This is a genomic window from Tianxiuia mixotrophica, assembly GCF_050596425.1.
Taxonomy (GTDB): Bacteria; Bacillota; Clostridia; order Peptostreptococcales; family Acidaminobacteraceae.
Genome location: NZ_CP192292.1, coordinates 752,838 through 771,636, shown reverse-complemented (window position 1 = coordinate 771,636; position 18,799 = coordinate 752,838). Strand labels below are relative to the sequence as shown.

Annotated in this window: 14 protein-coding genes and 1 pseudogene; 4 read left to right on the top strand and 11 right to left on the bottom strand. The window is 34.8% G+C overall.

Annotated features, from left to right (window positions below; genetic code table 11):
- Window positions 1-191 precede the first annotated feature (191 nt).
- Window positions 192-1,910 (top strand): IS1634 family transposase, encoded by a 1,719-nt coding sequence (locus ACQ4KW_RS03510; RefSeq protein ID WP_430885151.1) that lies wholly within the window; start codon window positions 192-194, stop codon window positions 1,908-1,910.
- 284 nt (window positions 1,911-2,194) lie between these two features.
- Window positions 2,195-3,535: an IS30 family transposase gene (locus ACQ4KW_RS03505; RefSeq protein ID WP_430885150.1), complete on the top strand. Its 1,341-nt coding sequence runs from the start codon at window positions 2,195-2,197 to the stop codon at window positions 3,533-3,535.
- Between the two features lie 296 nt (window positions 3,536-3,831).
- Here the strand turns inward: ACQ4KW_RS03505 and ACQ4KW_RS03500 are convergent, their stop codons facing one another.
- On the bottom strand, window positions 3,832-4,812 hold the full coding sequence (locus ACQ4KW_RS03500; protein ID WP_430885149.1) for a helix-turn-helix transcriptional regulator: 981 nt from the start codon (window positions 4,810-4,812) through the stop codon (window positions 3,832-3,834).
- A 365-nt stretch (window positions 4,813-5,177) separates the two neighbouring features.
- On the opposite strand from ACQ4KW_RS03500, the pseudogene ACQ4KW_RS03495 reads away from it, so the two are divergent.
- Window positions 5,178-5,660, top strand: a pseudogene (locus ACQ4KW_RS03495) (restriction endonuclease subunit S); the annotation flags it as partial.
- Here the strand turns inward: ACQ4KW_RS03495 and ACQ4KW_RS03490 are convergent.
- Window positions 5,657-6,589: a site-specific integrase gene (locus ACQ4KW_RS03490; RefSeq protein ID WP_430885148.1), complete on the bottom strand. Its 933-nt coding sequence runs from the start codon at window positions 6,587-6,589 to the stop codon at window positions 5,657-5,659. The pseudogene ACQ4KW_RS03495 and the gene ACQ4KW_RS03490 overlap by 4 nt on opposite strands.
- Before the next feature lie 15 nt (window positions 6,590-6,604).
- On the bottom strand, window positions 6,605-7,081 hold the full coding sequence (locus tag ACQ4KW_RS03485; protein ID WP_430885147.1) for a restriction endonuclease subunit S: 477 nt from the start codon (window positions 7,079-7,081) through the stop codon (window positions 6,605-6,607).
- 4 nt (window positions 7,082-7,085) lie between these two features.
- Here ACQ4KW_RS03485 and ACQ4KW_RS03480 point away from each other — a divergent pair, with 4 nt between their 5' ends.
- The gene (locus tag ACQ4KW_RS03480; protein ID WP_430885146.1) at window positions 7,086-7,709 is read left to right on the top strand and encodes a restriction endonuclease subunit S; all 624 of its coding nucleotides are present in this window, start codon (window positions 7,086-7,088) and stop codon (window positions 7,707-7,709) included.
- 68 nt (window positions 7,710-7,777) lie between these two features.
- Here ACQ4KW_RS03480 and ACQ4KW_RS03475 read toward each other — a convergent pair whose 3' ends face one another.
- From ACQ4KW_RS03475 to ACQ4KW_RS03440, 8 genes are all read right to left on the bottom strand, one after another.
- Window positions 7,778-10,918: a type I restriction endonuclease subunit R gene (locus ACQ4KW_RS03475; protein WP_430885145.1), complete on the bottom strand. Its 3,141-nt coding sequence runs from the start codon at window positions 10,916-10,918 to the stop codon at window positions 7,778-7,780.
- A gap of 16 nt (window positions 10,919-10,934) precedes the next feature.
- Complete coding sequence (locus tag ACQ4KW_RS03470; protein ID WP_430885144.1) at window positions 10,935-12,161, bottom strand: restriction endonuclease subunit S; 1,227 nt, start codon at window positions 12,159-12,161, stop codon at window positions 10,935-10,937.
- Between the two features lies 1 nt (window position 12,162).
- A complete protein-coding gene (locus ACQ4KW_RS03465; protein WP_430885143.1) occupies window positions 12,163-14,748 on the bottom strand; it encodes a type I restriction-modification system subunit M in 2,586 nt (861 codons plus the stop codon).
- Window positions 14,749-14,786: 38 nt separating this feature from the next.
- Window positions 14,787-14,990 (bottom strand): DNA-binding protein, encoded by a 204-nt coding sequence (locus ACQ4KW_RS03460; protein ID WP_430885142.1) that lies wholly within the window; start codon window positions 14,988-14,990, stop codon window positions 14,787-14,789.
- 216 nt (window positions 14,991-15,206) lie between these two features.
- A complete protein-coding gene (locus ACQ4KW_RS03455) occupies window positions 15,207-15,734 on the bottom strand; it encodes a helix-turn-helix domain-containing protein (RefSeq protein ID WP_430885141.1) in 528 nt (175 codons plus the stop codon).
- Between the two features lie 19 nt (window positions 15,735-15,753).
- The gene (locus ACQ4KW_RS03450; protein ID WP_430885140.1) at window positions 15,754-16,761 is read right to left on the bottom strand and encodes a hypothetical protein; all 1,008 of its coding nucleotides are present in this window, start codon (window positions 16,759-16,761) and stop codon (window positions 15,754-15,756) included.
- Window positions 16,739-16,906 (bottom strand): hypothetical protein, encoded by a 168-nt coding sequence (locus ACQ4KW_RS03445; protein WP_430885139.1) that lies wholly within the window; start codon window positions 16,904-16,906, stop codon window positions 16,739-16,741. Before ACQ4KW_RS03445 ends, ACQ4KW_RS03450 begins: the two co-directional genes overlap by 23 nt.
- Before the next feature lie 12 nt (window positions 16,907-16,918).
- Window positions 16,919-18,739: a VirB4 family type IV secretion system protein gene (locus tag ACQ4KW_RS03440; protein WP_430885138.1), complete on the bottom strand. Its 1,821-nt coding sequence runs from the start codon at window positions 18,737-18,739 to the stop codon at window positions 16,919-16,921.
- Between the last annotated feature and the right edge of the window lie 60 nt (window positions 18,740-18,799).

Sequence of the window (18,799 nt, the reverse complement as noted above, 5' to 3'; positions counted from 1 at the left end):
GCAACACCTAAAATGAAATTCTAAGTTCCGTTTTTTGAAGATAAACGGACGGGAGTTTGACAGTTGAACAAGAAAAAAATAGCTATAAGCCTTGTAATGGCTTTATTTTTTTGTCAAATTCTACATTTTGTACTATCGCACTTTATCGCACTGTGTTATAATATAAATAGTATAAGGAGGCGATGTTCTAAATGAGGCTTAAGGTAAGTAAATCTAAAAATGCAGCTTCACTTTATGTAATAAAATCTATTTATAATAGCAAGACTCAATCAAATTCATCCAAAATCGTGGAGAAACTAGGTACCGAAGCTGAACTCAGAGAAAAACTTAATGGTGCAGATCCATATAAATGGGCAAAAGAATATATCAAAGAGCTTAATAAAAAAGAAAAGGAAGAAAAACGTGAAGTGCTTGTTAAATATTCTCCCGCAAAGATAATTGATAAAGATGAACAACGTTCTTTTAATGGTGGCTATCTTTTTCTTCAGAAAATATATCATGAGCTTGGACTACATAAAATTTGTAATAGAATATCTAAAAAGTATAAATTTGATTTTGATCTTAATTCTATTCTTTCCAGATTGATTTATAGTAGAGTTATCTTTCCTGCTTCAAAGCTTAAAACATTTAAGCTTTCTTCTAAATTTATTGAACAGCCTAATTTTGATTTGCATCAAATTTATAGAGCACTGGAAGTTATTGCTAAGGAAACAGATTTTATTCAAGCTGCTTTATATAATAATAGTTTGAAGGTTTCTAAAAGAAATACTGGTGTGCTTTATTATGATTGCACGAATTATTTCTTTGAAATTGAGCAAGAAGATGGTATTAAGCAATATGGTCCATCAAAAGAGCATAGACCAAATCCTATCGTTCAAATGGGTTTATTCATGGATGGAGATGGTATTCCTCTTGCCTTTAGCATTAACAGAGGCAACACAAATGAGCAACTAACTTTAAAGCCCTTAGAGAAAAAAATTCTATCTGATTTCGAGCTTTCTAAGTTTGTTGTATGTACTGATGCCGGTTTAGCTTCTTTAGATAACCGAAAGTTTAATGATAAAGATGAAAGAGCTTTTATTACAACTCAGTCTATAAAAAAATTAAAAAAACATTTAAAAGAATGGGCTCTTGATTCTGAGGGATGGCAGCTTTCTAATGATATGAAAATTTATGATATTTCTGCACTTGATCATGAAAAGGATAAAGATAAAATTTTCTACAAGGAACGTTGGATTAAGGAAAACGGTTTAGAACAAAGGTTAGTTGTTACATATTCTCTTAAATACAGAGATTATCAACGTAAAATCAGAAACTCTCAAATAGAACGTGCTCAAAAGACTATAGATACCAATCCCACAAAAATTAAAAAGCACAACCAAAACGATTACAAAAGATTTATTGAAAAGATAAATATTACTCGTGATGGTGAGGTTGCAAAGAAAGAAATCTATAACATTGATTTAGACCTTATCTCTAAGGAAGAAGCTTATGATGGTTTTTATGGTGTATGTACTAATCTTGAAGATGATGTTTCTGAAATAATCAAGGTAAATCATAGGCGTTGGGAAATTGAAGAATGTTTTAGAATTATGAAAAGCGAATTCAAAGCAAGACCTGTTTATTTAAGTCGTGATGACAGGATAGAAGCACATTTTACCACTTGTTTTATTTCATTAATTATTTATAGATTACTGGAAAAGAAACTTGAAGAAAAATTTACTTGCGATGAGATTATTAGTGGCTTAAAAAACATGAATTTCTATGAGATAAAAGGAGAAGGGTACATACCTACATACACAAGAACAGATTTAACCGATGCTTTACATGAAGCGTTTGACTTTCGTACAGATTATCAGATTGTAAATACAAGACAAATGAAAAAAATTTTTAAAATAACAAAATCGTAAAAACATTACGCACTTTTTGAAAACAACACAAAAGCTTAGAGTCCACTATTTCCAATGGATTCCAAGCTTTTTTTGTTTCGCAACTGTCAAAGATGGGATTATATCACATATTATGTCCCATAGTGTGGACACCTTATAAAATAGCAACACCTAAAATGAAATTCTAAGTTCCGTTTTTTGAAGATAAACGGATTTTACCTTTGCAGACCTGAAGTTACTCTTGCAAGAGTTTATAGCTTATACTGAGTAAGATATCTATCCTGGTATAGAACAGGAGAACATATATGTCAGTAAAACATAGGGCTAAAGGTAAGCACTTAACATTAGATGATCGCATCTTCATCGAAGACTCATTGAAGCATCACATGTCACTTAAGGATATTGCAAAGAAGCTAGAAAAAGATCCGACGACGATCTCGAAAGAGATAAAGAAAAACAGAGTTTTCAAGCTGAGTGGGTACGAATTTGAAGGTGGATGTGTAAACTGGGATGCATGCAAGAAGAAACATCTATGCAGTAATGGGTGCAATCAGTTTTGCAAACTCTGCACAACCCACCACTGCATGAGAATCTGTTCGGATTTCAAGACTAAATCCTGTGCAACGATAAAAAAGTTTCCACATGTCTGTAATGGTTGCGAAAGCAAGCGCCATTGTACTTTAAATCGTTACAGATACAGTGCAAAGCAGGCTGACGCTATTTATAGGGAAAAGCTAGAATCGTCGCGCCAAGGCATAAATATGACGCCTTCAGAGTTGAAAAAGTTAGATGATTTGGTGACACCACTTGTTCTAAAAGGTCAACCAATATCTCATATTTACGCCAATCATAAAGAAGAGATGGATTGCTCTGAAAGGACATTGTATAACTACATTGATATGAACATTCTCACAACCAGAAACATTGATTTGAAAAGAAAGTGCAAATATAAGAAACGTAAGAAAAAGCCCGTAGCCAAAAGAAAATCCAATCATAGGGCAACAAGAAGCTATGAGGATTTCCTAGAGTACATCGCTGAAAATCCGGATACCGATATTGTAGAACTTGATACCGTTGAAGGCGCTAAAGGTGGCAAAGTGATTATGACATTGTTCTTCAGAAGAAGTTCAATGATGTTTGGTTTTTTGTTGGATAATTGCACGCAAGAATGTGTTTTAGAGGTCTTTAACAGCTTTTACGATTCAGTTGGTCATGACGTATTCAAGAATAACATCCCACTACTGTTAACTGATAATGGTAGCGAATTTCTAATGCCGGATGCCCTTGAAATCGGTAAAAATGGGGAGAAAAGAACCAAAGTGTTTTACTGTGATCCAAATGCTTCCTATCAGAAGGGACGCTTGGAAAAGAATCATGAGTTCATCAGATATGTTTTGCCAAAGGGCAAATCATTTGATTTCCTAACCCAGAGCAAAGTCACGAATCTGATGAATCATATCAACAGTGTTTCAAGAAAAAGATTGAATGGTATGACGCCCTTTAGTTTGGGAAAAATCCTACTAGATCGGACCTTGCTTGATACACTGTCGATTAAGGAGATTCCAGCTGACGAAGTCAAGCTAACAGAGGATTTAGTGGATCCAACATACATCAAAAGAACATTATTAGAAGACTTAGGCAAATAAAAAAGAACTAAAAAAATCGGATAGATATCGCGGAAGTTAATACTGCAAACTTTAGACCGGCGGAACTTACTTTAGCAATGTCTTTCCTGTGGTCGTTTTCCTATGCGAAAAAACCGATATTTTTAGTTAATTTATTAGTATTATACATGCATTTAGGATGAAAACCAAGAACAAGCAGAATGAAAATAACGGATTTTACCCTTACAACGACTAATGTCTAGGGAAAGCGGAAGTTAGTTTTTCATTCAAGCTAAAATAGCAACAGAAAAAGCACTCATTTTAGAATGCTTTCACTGTTATTCATATAGACTTGTCACATTTAATAAGTATTGTTTAAACTCATGACACATTGTCTGTGGTGAAATAATTTTCACTTTATCACCAAACATAATGAGCCATCCAAAAAAAGTACCTGTAGCAGCCACTTCTATCGAGATTCTGAACGAATCCTCAGATTTATCAAAGATGTTTACTTCTTTTCCAAACTTATCAATTACAGCATTGATTAAAGAATTATCTAATTTCAATTCTACACAATGCATTTCACCACTGAACATCTGAAAAACCTTCTTAGAGTATTTTGCCACATTGAAATCTTTAAACTCTTTCAATTCAGGCTGATCCTCTTCTGAAACTTCAATTTCAGTCATACGATCTACCCGAAAGTGACTGATATCATTATATTTTTCATGATAAGCAATTAGATAATAATTCTCATCAGCATAGGTTAATGCATAAGGATCTACACAGTAGAACTCTCCATTTCGCCTAAATTTCAGTTGCTTGTCCACAGTGTAATCAAAATACTTAAATTTCACTTTCCTACATAACTGAATGGCTTGGTGGATTGCATCGACATTATAATAGATGCTCTCATTCATAGTTTTAACACGATCACTAACAATCACCTGACGATGTAAGTCTTTTGCTTCATACACACTGGTTAACTTTTCAATTTTCTTAATGAGTTCCTTACTCTTTTTATGTGTAATAAACTTTGATGACTGTACTACGTCAACCAACAACTTTAACTCTGGCAATTCAAATTCACGCTCACCTATAAAGTACTTATTTGACCTACCTTTTTCGCATATAACATCTAGTCCAAATGACTCCAGAAGACTAATATCCGTATAAACGGATTTACGCTCAGCTGGAATATCATAGAGAGCCAACTCATTAATGATATCATTGACTGTTAATGGATGGTTTTCATCACTTTTCTCAAGCAATATCTTCATAATATATAGTGGTTTTAGTTTTGAGCTTGCTGGCATTTTTTCACCTCTCTAATGAATATAGTTCTCATTTTAATTGTTATCCAAATTTAAATACTGTCACTCCCTAAAAATCCTAGTCGAGGTACTAAATCCTCTCTGAAATCAATTTATTCTTCGTGCTCCTTTTCATGTCATTATTTTACTAAACTAAGTCATTTATATTTTACCAGAAACAACCATTTGCTTACTACTATATGATCAAAGAAAATAGATTATTATTCATTTGACCTGTTTTTTAAAAGCATAATCCAAGATCTTGTTCTGGTGTTATGAAATTTGATTTTTCTCATTTTTAGGTATAAAGTAAATATCTCATCAGAGCACTATCTGTTAAAACTTTAAACTAAAACGATTGGGAACAGTGTAAGTTGAGCGAGGAAGTGGATATTATTATGGGACAATCGCCTGATGGGAATACGTACTCAGATACACCTAGTGACTATATTCTTGTTCAAGGTAATGCAGATTTAAAAGATGGATGGGTTTTTCCTAGAATATGGACTACTCAAGTAACAAAAAAAGCAGATGCGGGTGACTTAATTATGAGCGTGCGTGCACCTGCAGGTGAAATGGGGAAAACCGCATATAATGTGGTTTTGGGACGTGGCGTTGCTGCAATTAAGGGCAATGAATTTATCTTTCAGAATCTTGTAAAGATGAATGATGACGGATATTGGAAGAAACTTTCAAGTGGATCAACTTTTGATTCGCTAAACTCAGATAATATCAGAAATGCTGAATTATCTGTCCCATCATCTGAGGAACAAGAGATAATCGGTGAGTTCTTTAAGAAAATTGATAACCTTATCACCCTTCATCAGCGTAAGCTCAATACTAATTTTTAATTTACTAATCCAGATAGAGATCGCATTACTAAATCTACATCTTTGCTTTCTAATTCTTGTATTATATGAAGATACGTCTTTTGAGTTGTTGTTATATTAGAATGTCCTAGTCTACGTGCTACGCTTGCGATTGAAACACCTGAGAATAATAAAATCGAGGCGTGTGTATGTCTTAGCCCATGAATAGATATTGATGGTATTTTAGATTTTTTACAATGTCTATCTAAAATAGAATTAACGGTTGAGTTGTATACTTTTTTTTCATTTATAAATATGGGCTTATCTTTTGGCAGGACTTTGATCAATTCTGAAAATTGTGTGATAGTTTGCCAATCAATTTGAATTTTTCTAACTGAAGATTTATTTTTAGTAGGTAAAAATCCACTGTTTCCCTTATAATCCCATGTTTTATTAACAAAAAGTATTTGATGTGAAAAATCAAAATCATTCGGTGTTAATGCAAGCGCTTCAGAAAAACGAAGTCCAGTTTTAGCAATCAAAAGAATTAGCCAATCCCAATTAACCTGTGTTTCTAAGCATAGATTTTTCAATAAAGTTTGAAGTTCAAAATAGCTCAAATACTTAGGTTTTTTATCTTTAGGTAGTTTTCCTTTAATAACGGCTTTGCGTGTGGGATCTCTATCTATTATACCCTCATCGACTGCATCAATTATAGCTCCTTTCAGTTGGTGATGAAAATCCATTGTAGTTTGTCTCTCATGAGACTTTGCATAATCGTTAAGTAGTTTTTGGTAATTAATTCGATTTAAGTCACACATCTTCATATTAGGAATCAATTTTTTTAACCATCGTTCAGTTAAGTTATATTTATTCATGGTAACCTTTCTTACAGCACCTTCTTTGTAAACTCTAATCCATAATGAATAATACTCATGAAACAAGTCTGTTTTCTTCACAGAATCTAGCATTTTATTTCCTCCAATCTATACATTTGGCTTACGCTGATGAAGGGTGATAAGGTTGTCGATTTTCATCAAAAACTCTCCGATTTTTTTCTGCTCACTTTCAGAAGGAATCTTATATTTAATCGTACTCAAAGACCTTGGATAAACTGCAGCAACACTAGTACTTCCCATTGCTCTTTGATTAACTTGTCTAATCATATCTTTAGTATTGTATAAATAGTTGAAGAAAACCGTATCAATATCTTTGAAAACAAATCTAGCTAAGTTACTATTAAATGCATATAGACCACTGATTCCAGTCCATGTAGCACCTTTTCCAACTAGCGCTAGTGTGTTCCTAGTGTTGAATAAAAAATCTCCATAATTAACTATATTTTCAGTTTCAACATTATCAGCTTCGTTCAATCGTTCTAGCTTTTCTAAGTTAAAATAGCCCCTTTGAATATTACCCATTTTAAGTAAAGGAGTTCCCTTTTTACTAGTTGATCCCAACATATTTGTGCCTGTTTGTATTGATAAAATATCCTCTTCAAACTCACGCTGTTCCCAATCGTTTAAGATTTCAAATCACTTTTGTCAGATCTATATATCTACGAATTACAATTTTCCTTGGGAACAGCGTAAGTTAGGAGAATTATCGGATATTGTACGTGGTGCAAGTCCTAGACCTATAAAAGATCCCATGTGGTTTGATGATAAATCTCAGGTCGGATGGTTGAGAATATCTGATGTAACTGAACAAGATGGTAGGATTAGATTTTTAGAGCAAAGAATATCAAAAGCAGGTCAAGAGAAGACAAGAGTATTGTATGAACCACATCTGCTTTTAAGTATAGCTGCAACAGTTGGAAAGCCTGTAGTTAACTATGTTGAGACAGGTGTTCATGATGGATTTTTAATCTTCTTGAATCCAAAATTTGATCAAGAATTTATGTTCCAGTGGTTTGAAATGTTTCGTCCTAAATGGCAACAATTTGGGCAACCAGGTAGTCAAGTAAATCTAAATTCTGATTTAGTTAAGAACACTACAATCAAGATTCCGGAAATAGAAGAACAAGAACAGATTGGAGAGTTCTTGAAATCAATAGACAACCTTATCACCCTTCATCAGTGTAAGCCATAAGTAAAAAAAAGAGCCATTTTCTGACTCTTTTCGTTCTATCTGTTCATTACTGTAATTTCTGAAGCTATTCAATTTATATTGTCATTAATATCAAAGCCACCACTTAAGATAAACTCTTTCAATAGCTTTTCAATTTTTATGCTCAACCTGAACTCTGGAATAGTCGTTCCTTCCAATAATTCAAAATAGTTTTTTGCTTTATCCCTATCTACCGTACTTTTAAGGTCATCGAATCTTCCATATTCATTTATATTTGCTTCGTTAACCCCAACATTCATTAAGTTTTCCAACTTTGAAATATTAACACCTATAGTGCTTACTAATTGTCGAACTTGTTCATTTTTCGCACGGAATTGATATTCAGTTATATAGTCCCTGAAAGACTTACCACCTTCTATTTCAACATTTCCACTTTGAACATCATGTATAAAGATATTTGCGTATTTCTGTTCTTCTTGAGTAAGAGTCGCAAAAGATTTATGTAACTCATCGAGAGTTTCTTGTAGCTGCTCTTGGTTGATATCATCTTGACGTAATACTTTGAGATATTTCTCAAAACGTGAGTTCATATAATCAGTATCAATTCTACCAGTGTCAATGGCTACCAAATGTCCATCAATATCAAACGGAATATCACCACCGCTTCCACCGCCGCCTTCTGTAAACAACTCTTTGTAACGCAAAACTAAAATAAGATAAGTTTTCTCGTCAAATGCCAATTCCACAACTTTTTTAGGATTTTCGAAAAGGTATTTATTCTGTTTCCAAGTGAAACCTTGTATTCTTGCAGCTTCTAAATAGTCATTTAGACTACTAAACAACTTAGCAAATCTACCGCATTCATTCACATCATCAGGTAAATGAGTAAAATCAGTTATACCTGCTTGCTTAAATAAACGTGAAATATCTTCAAAATTTTGATTCATCTTCTCTAGATTATAATCCAAATGTTCAACAAACAATCCTAAAGGTTTGTTTCCAGAGTAAAGAGCTACAGCGCTACTGATATTTCTTTCCATCGTGCTTGGATAACGGTAATAACGAATCGTGCCGAAAGGTTTATCAGGACCAAATAGTCTGTTAGTCCGAGAGAATGCCTGAATAATATTTTCGTATTTAAGTACCTTATCCATATAAAGTGTGTTTATCCATTTGGAATCAAAACCTGTTAGCATCTGATCGACAACAATCAAAATATCAAGCTGTTTTTCGGGCTCACGCTCGATTCGCTCATAAGGCTTCTTATGAGCCAAACGTGCTGAAATATCCTTCTTGAATTTTGCATGAGTAGCAAAGGTAAAGTTTTGTTCATACCTTTCATTATAATCTTCCATAATCTCAACAAGACCATCTTCCTTGAACTTTACACCACCATTATTGTCAATGTTCGGATCAAAGAGTGCCGTAATTTTCAAGTCATGCTTTAAACCTTTTATGAGTCTATAATACTCAATGGCTTCTGGGATACTGCTCGTAGCAAAAATCGCATGAAACTTTGAAGCATGACTTAGTCTGAACCAGTTATCAATAATATCCTGAACAACCATTTTCCGATGCTTGTCACAATCATATTGCTCTCTTGGTAGATAGTCTTCAATTCCTTTAATGTACTTACCACTCTTTTCTCGATAACCAGCCATTTTTACTTTAACAGAGTCCATGTAATGATAATATTTTTTTGCTTTCTTCGGATCTTTTATTGCCTCTTCTTCTGTAGAAGCATTTGCAATCATTAATGCTACCGCTTTACGCAGATCAATATCCCTATAGGTCAGAACCTTATATGGGTCAAAACCAAGAACATTCTCATCACGAATGCCATCAGCAATACTATAGCGATGCAGTTCATCACCAAAAACTGTCGAAGTTGTATTCTTCTTCTTCTGATTTTCCTTTTGAATAGGTGTTCCTGTAAATCCAAAGAACACTGCATCTGGGAAGGTCTGTTTAACAGTTATCAACATATCACCAAAAGTAGAACGATGTGCTTCATCCACAATAAAGACAATACGTTTTGAGTTCATAGCTTTAATATCAGCAGCATTCAAGCCCCCTTCTTCATCTTTGATATTACTCATCTTCTGGATTGAGGTTACTATCAGTGTATCAGCGGGGTTATCGCTTTTCAGTTTTGATATAAGAGCGTGTGTATCTTCAGTCGCTTGAACTTCTTCATTATCTTCTGCAAAAGAACGGTACTCATGAAGTGACTGCGTTCCTAACTCAATTCTGTCCATTAAGAAAATCACCTTATCAGAATCTTTAGAATTAGCGATAAGTTGTGCTGACTTGAAGCTCGTCATTGTTTTACCAGAACCAGTTGTATGCCAAATATAGCCGCCCAGCAGCTGTTTATCACTCCAGTTGATTTTTGACACACGATCAGATATTGCGTTTGCAGCATAATACTGATAGCTTCGCATAACCTTCAATACACCATCAGAATCATCGGCAACGGTATAAAAACCAATCAATTGATGAGCCATTGGAATCGATAAAAGGTAGGTCGTAATATCTTTCCAATTATCGATGGGTTCGTTATTGAAATCTGCCCAATGGAAATAAAAATCTTTATTAAACATACCATCTGGACCGGGATTTGCAAAATATACGGTTTCGTCCGGTTGCATTGCAACAAATACCTGAACTAAAGAAAAGATTCCTGAAAAAACGCCTTCATCAGAGTATTTTTCAATCTGATGATATGCCTGGCTTACAGAGATACCGCTCTTTTTCAGCTCAATATGAATAACTGGCATGCCATTTATAAGTAGCATTAAATCTCCACGGCGGTCGTTTAAAACCTTCGACTTCGATTTAAAGGTTGGTTGTTGAGCAATTTGATATCTACTTTGTCCAGCAGCAATCTCGCGGCGGTCATAAATTTTTAGACTAACTTCTTTTCCAAGATGTAAAGGATCTTCAGGATTATCCCGAGTTATGGATACCGTCTTTCCATTTATAAATCCATTAAGTTTTAATGGACTACGAAGTTCCAAAACTTGCTCTAATATCTGTTGCATCTCTGTATCAGTCAAAGGAGCATCATTCAAGCGATCAATTCCACGATTATTCTCAAATAAAATATCTGCCCAATTTTTTAGTAAGTCTTCTTCAGTCGGGTATTTTAGAACATGATCTTCCCAGCCCTTATTTTTCAATGCCTTAATCAAGGCAGATTCAAACTCCGCTTCTGTCTTAAATATCATAAAATCACGCTCCTTTCTACACAAACATTTTATCTAAGCATGCTTTTTTTAAATTCTTCAATTTTTCAAGCTTACGCTGATGAAGGGTGATAAGCTTGTCTAGGTTATTAAGAAAGAGTCCCAACTTCTCTTGTTCCTGTGGTTTAGGTAGCATTATTTGAGTGTCGAGGATGTTCTTATTATACAACCTCTTTATAGTACTACCTTCTAATTCATCCCACTTCACAATAGAATAAAAGTGTTTCAAAAATGTATTTTGCACCTGGTTGTCATGCTGAAGCCAAACTATATTTGAGTCTTGAAAATACTCATCATCTCCAGTGAATTCAACAGTTCTACCGATACTCCCAGAAGCTGAAATTAAAATATCACCTTTCCGTGGATAAGGATACTTTGATTTATAGTCCTCAAACAATTCTCTAGTGATAAATGAATCTGGCTCCCCACCAAATGTCCCAATTTTAAAAAATGGAATCTCTCCTTTTTCTGAAGTTTGATCTTTAAAGATCCGTTTATTCATAGCGACGCGACCTAAATCACCGAGCTTACACTGTTCCCAAGCTTCAGTAAATCCAGAAAAACGTATTTCTGGAACATCCCTTCCATTTTTCGGAAACATTTTTTCAAGCATGGCTGTTTTTACATTTTTTAGCTTCAAAAGCTTACGCTGATGAAGGGTGATAAGGTTGTCGAGATTATGATAAAGCTCTCCTAATTTTCTTTGCTCTTCAACTTTTGGTAGCAGGACAGGGAAATCTACAAGAATATTTTGATTCAAATGTTTGATTGTGCCACCAGTTGCATGTTTGCTAACATAGTCCATTAAAAATGGTGCTTTCAAATATTGATAAAGATATTTACCATCTATATTTCCTGACTTAATTGTCACGTTAAATACTCCTGCATTTAATGTTGCAGGTTTATCTAAACCCTCTACAAGAGCGACTTTTCCAAGGGTACCATCTTTTGTAATAAGAATATTTCCATTATCAATCTGGATCTTAGGATCTTGGTCATATCGTTCTTTTTCAACATAATGACATGTGTTAAAGTTAATTCGTCCATTGTCAAAATCTGTACCTGTAACTAAGTAGTAATCCCCGGTATCTAAAAACTCTGATGTTCTTAAATTTTGCCATCCGATTCGTGCATGCATTGAGCATATATTGGATAACTTACGTTGTTCCCAAGCTTCGGTGAAACCTTTAAACCTGATAGCAGGTACATTTACTTTTTCAGCCATATCATTCACCTCCCAACAGAGTTTTCAATTTCATCAGTCCCTCAATGTCAGAGTCGCTACCTGTAAGCTGATCAATCATAGATGACAGCGTCGCTTCTGTCTCTAATATTTCTTTTTCTACATCTGATAAAGTGCTGGCATACTTATCAGCCAATTCCTGTACTTTTACTGCAAGATTATCGAGAATGGCTATAGGTAACTGATGTAATTCTTCCATCAGCGGTGAAATCCATTTTTTCTCTAACAAAGCATACACTTCTTCATTCGTCAAATTTTCAATTGTATCTTTTGTAAGTGAATGTAATTTAGCTGAATCTGTTTTAATGCTCTTCTTCAATTCCTTTTCCTCATCTAATAAATCGTTCATAGTGAGTAGTTTGCCCTCAGGGCTATCCTTCGCATACTCTACTGAATCATGTCCTTTGAGCAGCTCTTTAGAAGCCTTTGTCACAGAGCTCGTCAAAAATGCGGTGTTATCATCATTTAAGACATCTGTTAATTCCTCTTTTTCGTCTTCCGTTAATGAGTCAAGTATTTCTTGTTGTTCAGAAGTTACCTGTATAAGCCGTTCTTCTTTTTCTTTTAATGCTGCCGCTTCCTCATGTAGTAGCATATCTTGGACTAATTCAAATGGAATAATTCTTCCTTGCCAACCTTCTTGAACTTCAACCTCTTTTCCCTTCTTTTTCTTTACAACTAAATTCGGATCAACTTGTTTCGTAGCTTTAAAACCTTCTGTTTGAATCATTTCAAGGTCAACACCAATCTTATTCCACTCATTATCCAGAAGCTGATATGCCTTGTATTCATCCACCAACGGTACAGATTCAAGGCGATTAAATATTTCATCACTAAGAATTGCTTCTTCTCTTGAAATATTTAATGTTTCCATCTCATCTATAAGATGGCTGTACAAAATAGTATCAAAGCCGGTGAAAGCTTTTTTATAAAGCTCTTTAAAAGAAACTACATCGGAATGATTATTAATAATATCCTTAAGATTACCTTCTGCAATATTCATATGTTCATCAGAGCTCTCATTGAACAAAACCGTTTTAAGCCCAGGGAATGCCTGCCAATATGCAGAAAGTTCTTCAATTTCCTTTTTAGGAATACCACCGAACATAGACGCATAAATGTCCCAGCTTTCAGGCGCCTCAGAAGAATCCACATAACGAGGGATGTTGAGATTATATTCGTTGCTTCTAATCTCTTCACGGCTTACCTTACGAGCGAACTTCGCCACATCCTTTCGCTTTGATACAGCATCGGATATTCGTTTAATGTCTGATGCCTGCAACTGATTGTTTTTGCCAACCTTAATAAAACCTTTCGATGCATCAATAATAAGTACATCCGTATTCTGACGTTTTTGCTTAAGTACCATAATAATGGTTGGTATACCTGTGCCAAAGAATATATTGGCTGGCAGCCCAATAATAGTATCGATATGATTATTCTCAATTAAATTCTTTCTAATTGTTCCTTCTTCACCCCCACGGAATAAAACGCCATGCGGAAGAACAATGGTCATTATACCATCAGGTTTAATGTGATACAGGTCATGCAACAAAAAAGCATAGTCAGCTTTACCTTTTGGGGCCAAACCAAAACGAGCATAACGTGGGTCAGTTTCTTTTCCTTCTGGGTCCCAGTTTTGTGAATAAGGAGGATTCGAAACAACCGCATCCACATAAAGTGGATTATAAGTACCAACCGGATCACCATCTTCAAAATATGGCCAGTCGTCCTCTAGTGTATCTCCATTACGAGTTGTGATATTTGAAGGCAAAATACCACGCATGACAAGATTCATACGGGTGAGGTTATAAGTATTTTGTTTAAGTTCTTGAGCATAGTATTTGATATTGTCATCATCATCCATATGTTTAGCAACACAATGGCCAATATTAATAAGTAGACTACCAGAACCACTCGTCGGATCATAAATCTGGATTTCATTTCGATCTTTTAAATGATTTGCAACAATTTCGCTCATTAAAAGTGATACTTCATGTGGAGTGTAGAATTCACCTGCTTTCTTACCAGCGTTAGCTGCAAAGTTTGAAATAAGATATTCATAAATAAATCCTAATACATCATAGTCCTGTTTGCTGTCCATCGGAATATCTTTAATCAACTGAATAAGATCACTGATGGCTTTTGTCTGTGAAGCAGCATTCTCACCTAACTTTGATAAACCTGTTTGCAGAGTTTCAAAAATCCCATCAAAAACTTTCTTATAATTGCTATCTATTAATCGACTAAAAGCAGAAAGTGCATCACGAACATTGGAAACATCAAAATCCTTCCCCATTGATAACCAAGTAGAAAATAAATCTTTATAGGCGATAAAATATCCTATATTACCTTGAATATATTTGACAGTTTCAGCATCCTCTTCACTTAAGTTCTTAATATCCTCTACGGTAGCACCTTTATTCTGCATAAAACGGACCTCTTTATCCGAAAGGTACTTATAAAATATAAATCCTAATATATAATCTTTGTATTCGTTAGCTTCGATTTTAGATCGCATTTTATTTGCTGATTCCCATATTTTTGCTGCCAGTTGTTGTTTATTCATAAAAGCTTTTCCCTCTCTTTATTTGGTTTTGTGTCGTATTATTCATTATTCTTTTTAGATTTTATATACTTTCCACTCACAATTCGTTCGTCTTTTGGTTTTTGAGCATCTTGCGGTATCGCCCATACAGAAGCATGTTTTATTGCTCCTTCAATTCTTCCTTCAACACATAGAAGCTGAACACGCCGCACCGATAACCCCCATTTTTTTGCCGCTTCTTTTACTGTCATGTATTCAAACATAGTATGCACCTCTTAACATCAACATTCCTTAGAGATATTATCAATATAACCTATATGAATTACTTTCCAATTTCTATTTTATTCGTTTGAACGCAATTAGTCAATCAGTTTGAAGTTAAATTAAATGTGTTTGTTAATCAAACCTGTATTCATTATCGTATGAATGAATCATTTATACTTCTGCTTTCAATATCCCTATATATTAGAGTGAGTAATTCAAGGTACGCCATCATGGCATAGGGTCCCCGACAGTAAATTTTCATTTGTCATTGTTGCATATAAAGAGTCGAAGTTTACTTGTTCAAGAGTATTGCTGGTTATTTGTGTTTCCTCATTATTTTCTAAATTCACTCGTGTACATGTACAACCATCTTCTATATTTATCGATTGCTCACAATCATAAAGCATATTCTTTTCTTCATAAATTTCACATCCTATTTCTGAATCAAGAGAGTCCAGGTTATTAGTAGTCTCTACTTCAATCAGGTGATAAAGATTAGACCGCTGTCCTCCTTGTTCGTGGAACCGACTTTCTCGAGTGATAAAACCGGTTTTTTCAAGATCATTTAATGCTCTTTGAACTGTTCTAGTGCTTATATTACACTCTTTAGCAATGGTTTTAATGCTAGGGAAACAAGTATTTTCCTGGTCTGCTCTATTAATCAAATAAAAAATAACCAGCGTTGCTCTCTGGCTTAAATCTGCTTTATATACACTTTCAATCATTTTCCCTTTATTAGTCATGAGTTGTCCTCCTTCAATATTACTTAGTAAATCTGGTAATTACGTCTTCCCAAACCTCTTCGTTAGTATCTCCATCAAAATAATCGGGTGTGTAATTTGAAAAAGATACACCTCCACATTGCTTTTGAATTTTTCTTTTATCCGATTCAGCAACAAAAGATAACACTTTGCCTATGAGCTTCTCACCAATCAGATTTTCGATATTTACCATATCATTAATTTCGTAAGGCTTACCTGTTGCACAAAATATTGCAGCATCGCAATTTTTTCTAATGACACCTATGATCCTATTGTTGATTACGCCCATGTCATAAATTATGAAATCAAATTCATCATGACACTCTGAATGGAGCGAAAGATATTTCACTCCATTGTATAGGATGATATCTTCCTTCGTTGTCATCCCCTGATAAAACTCCGGAAGCTTACTCAAATGGTCATGTTCATTTGCTTCTACATAACATACCTTAGCGCCAATGTTAGATAAGTAATTTGCCAAATTAATAGCCATGGTCGTCGTACCAACACGGTGCTGCACCCCAGTGACAGCAATCTTAATATCTTTTTTCAAGAAAGAATATGATGTAAAGGTGCTGGTTTCCATTACATCTTCTTGAATAAGCTTTGACTGAACTTCACGTTTGCTTATTCCAAGATCGCTAATAGCTTTAAGAACTTCCTCTTTAAAGGATGCCACATCTGCCGATGTCACAATGTTATAAATACCTGCTTCAATAAGCTGTAAAATGAGTTTCTCTTGTTCCTTAATCGCTTCTATATAAACTATCATTCTTGAAGAGAACATCTTCCTAAAGCCAATTACAGCTTCCATCATTTCGTCTTCTGTATCCTTAAGCGCTTTTAGATCAATAAGCACATAGTTAAAATGCTCTAAGCTTCTCATATCACTAAGAACAAATTGTTTTAGAGAAAACATACCAGATAACTTCTTAATAATCATTCCATGCTCATCATGGAGAAAATCTATCATATTAACTTTCTCGTTACTGGATAGGTATAAAAGCATCACCAGCACCTCCTTCCTGCTCAATTTGAAAATCTTTCGGCAATACTATCTCCACTTCTTTTGGCTGGTACATAATCAACATTATGATTCCAATGATGACAATTACAATATAAATGATCAATTCTATCACTAGTTTCTTTTTCAAAAGTCCACGCTCCTATCTTCCACCGGCTTTGCCCATAAACTCAAATTTGTAATCTGGTATCTGAAAGTTCACATGCAATCTTTTAGAACCAATCATCACAAGGGCATTTCCCCTTTTCTTTTGACCTAATAGCTGTTCTTCAGCATCTGTTAGGTTGTATAGTTTCTTGGTTTCGATTAAATTCATGCCATCACAACCCATCAGTATTTTATAAGCCGGAATGTCAAGCAGTGCTTGTCCATAAAGCTTAATCTTTGGATCTAAGAAATCAACAACTGAATGGGATATAATCGCTACCCCTGCTTCATATTTTCTAGCTCTTTTTTCAACATTTCTTAAAAACACCAAAGACTGCGGCACATTGGGATCGATCATAAGATAACTTTCATCACATATTAATAAAACCGGTTCATTTCTGTCTAAACTCATTTGCTGCCAGCACCACGTAAGGATATTGAAATACTGAGTTCTTTTGATATTGTCACTGGTGTTTTGTAGATCATGAGTATCCAAGCAGATACATCTTGAACTTGTCTTGATTGTGCTTTTACCGTTCCATAAAAAAGCGTCGCTACCAAGAGCTATATCCTGTAACAGTAACGCCAACTCTTCATATTCATTTTTGCTTGATGAAGTTTTTTCCTTATTAGCCTTTTCTTTGAACAGTTCATAAAGGTCTGAAAAAACCGGAAAATCTTCATTCGATAATATATTAATATCTGTATCCCATCTAATACCAAAATGATTGTATAGTTCGATTAGCACGTTCTTAAGAATTGCTCTTTGCTTATCTGATAGAGAAGGTAAGTATAAGCTAAAAAAGATTTCAAGGTTCTTCATGTAAATGGCCATATCTCCCATACCATGACCTTCATCCTTATAATATTTGTCATCATCATCTACAGGTGTGGGTCTGATTTGCAATGGATTGATTTTACCATTGACACCACCACCGGTATTAATCCAGTCGCCATTCAACGCCTTTGTAATTTCTTGGTACTCTCTCTCGGGGTCTATGAAGATAATTTTAGTTCCTTTCATATATTCCGAAAGAGCAATATGCTTTACGACGGTGCTCTTACCAACCCCCGCCACACCCATAATGGTAAAATTGGTATTGGTTCTGTCATTACCTCTTTTCCATGGATCAAGAACTACAAGACCACCTGTACTATCACGTCCAAAGTAATAACCTGTTCCATCATTATAACCGGAAGATGAAAAAGGGAAACCCCCGACAAAACTGCTCATTGGAATGACTCTTTTAAGTACTTCTCCAATCGCTTCATCGAGGGTATAATATGGTGCAACACTTTTAAATGCTTGTTCTTGTAGATTTGCCATAATTCTTAATTTAGCTTTACTTGTGGCAATGATACTTTCTGTTTTTCTGCAAATCTTTTGAAAGTTGTTTTCTTCCCTTGAAATCACCATGATGGATATAATCATGGTTCCAACGGTTTCACCTTCTCTGTCAATTTGAAGCATGATCTTTTCACCATCCATAGCTGCTTGCTCTGCCCTTTGCCGAATGAGTGGATCTTTGGCTGAATCCGCTGCACTTCGATTTTGGATGACATTTTTCGATAATCCTGAAATAAATTCACCATTATCGATCGGTATAAATGTAATGCCGACGACTGTTCCGGGTATGTTTGTAATTTTTGCTAGCCATCCATAATCGACTTTTTGAGGGTACTTGACGATACCATAAATTCTTCCTTTATTTTCACCTACAATCAGGCTGTTTCTTTTGAGTTCAAGGCCGATTGGAGTAATGATATTTAATAGGCTATTATTAACTGTTACTTGATTGTTCTGTGTCTTTTTCATTCACTTTTCCTCCATTTTTTTGCACTAAAAAAACACAACATCAATGTGCTGTGTCTTCTC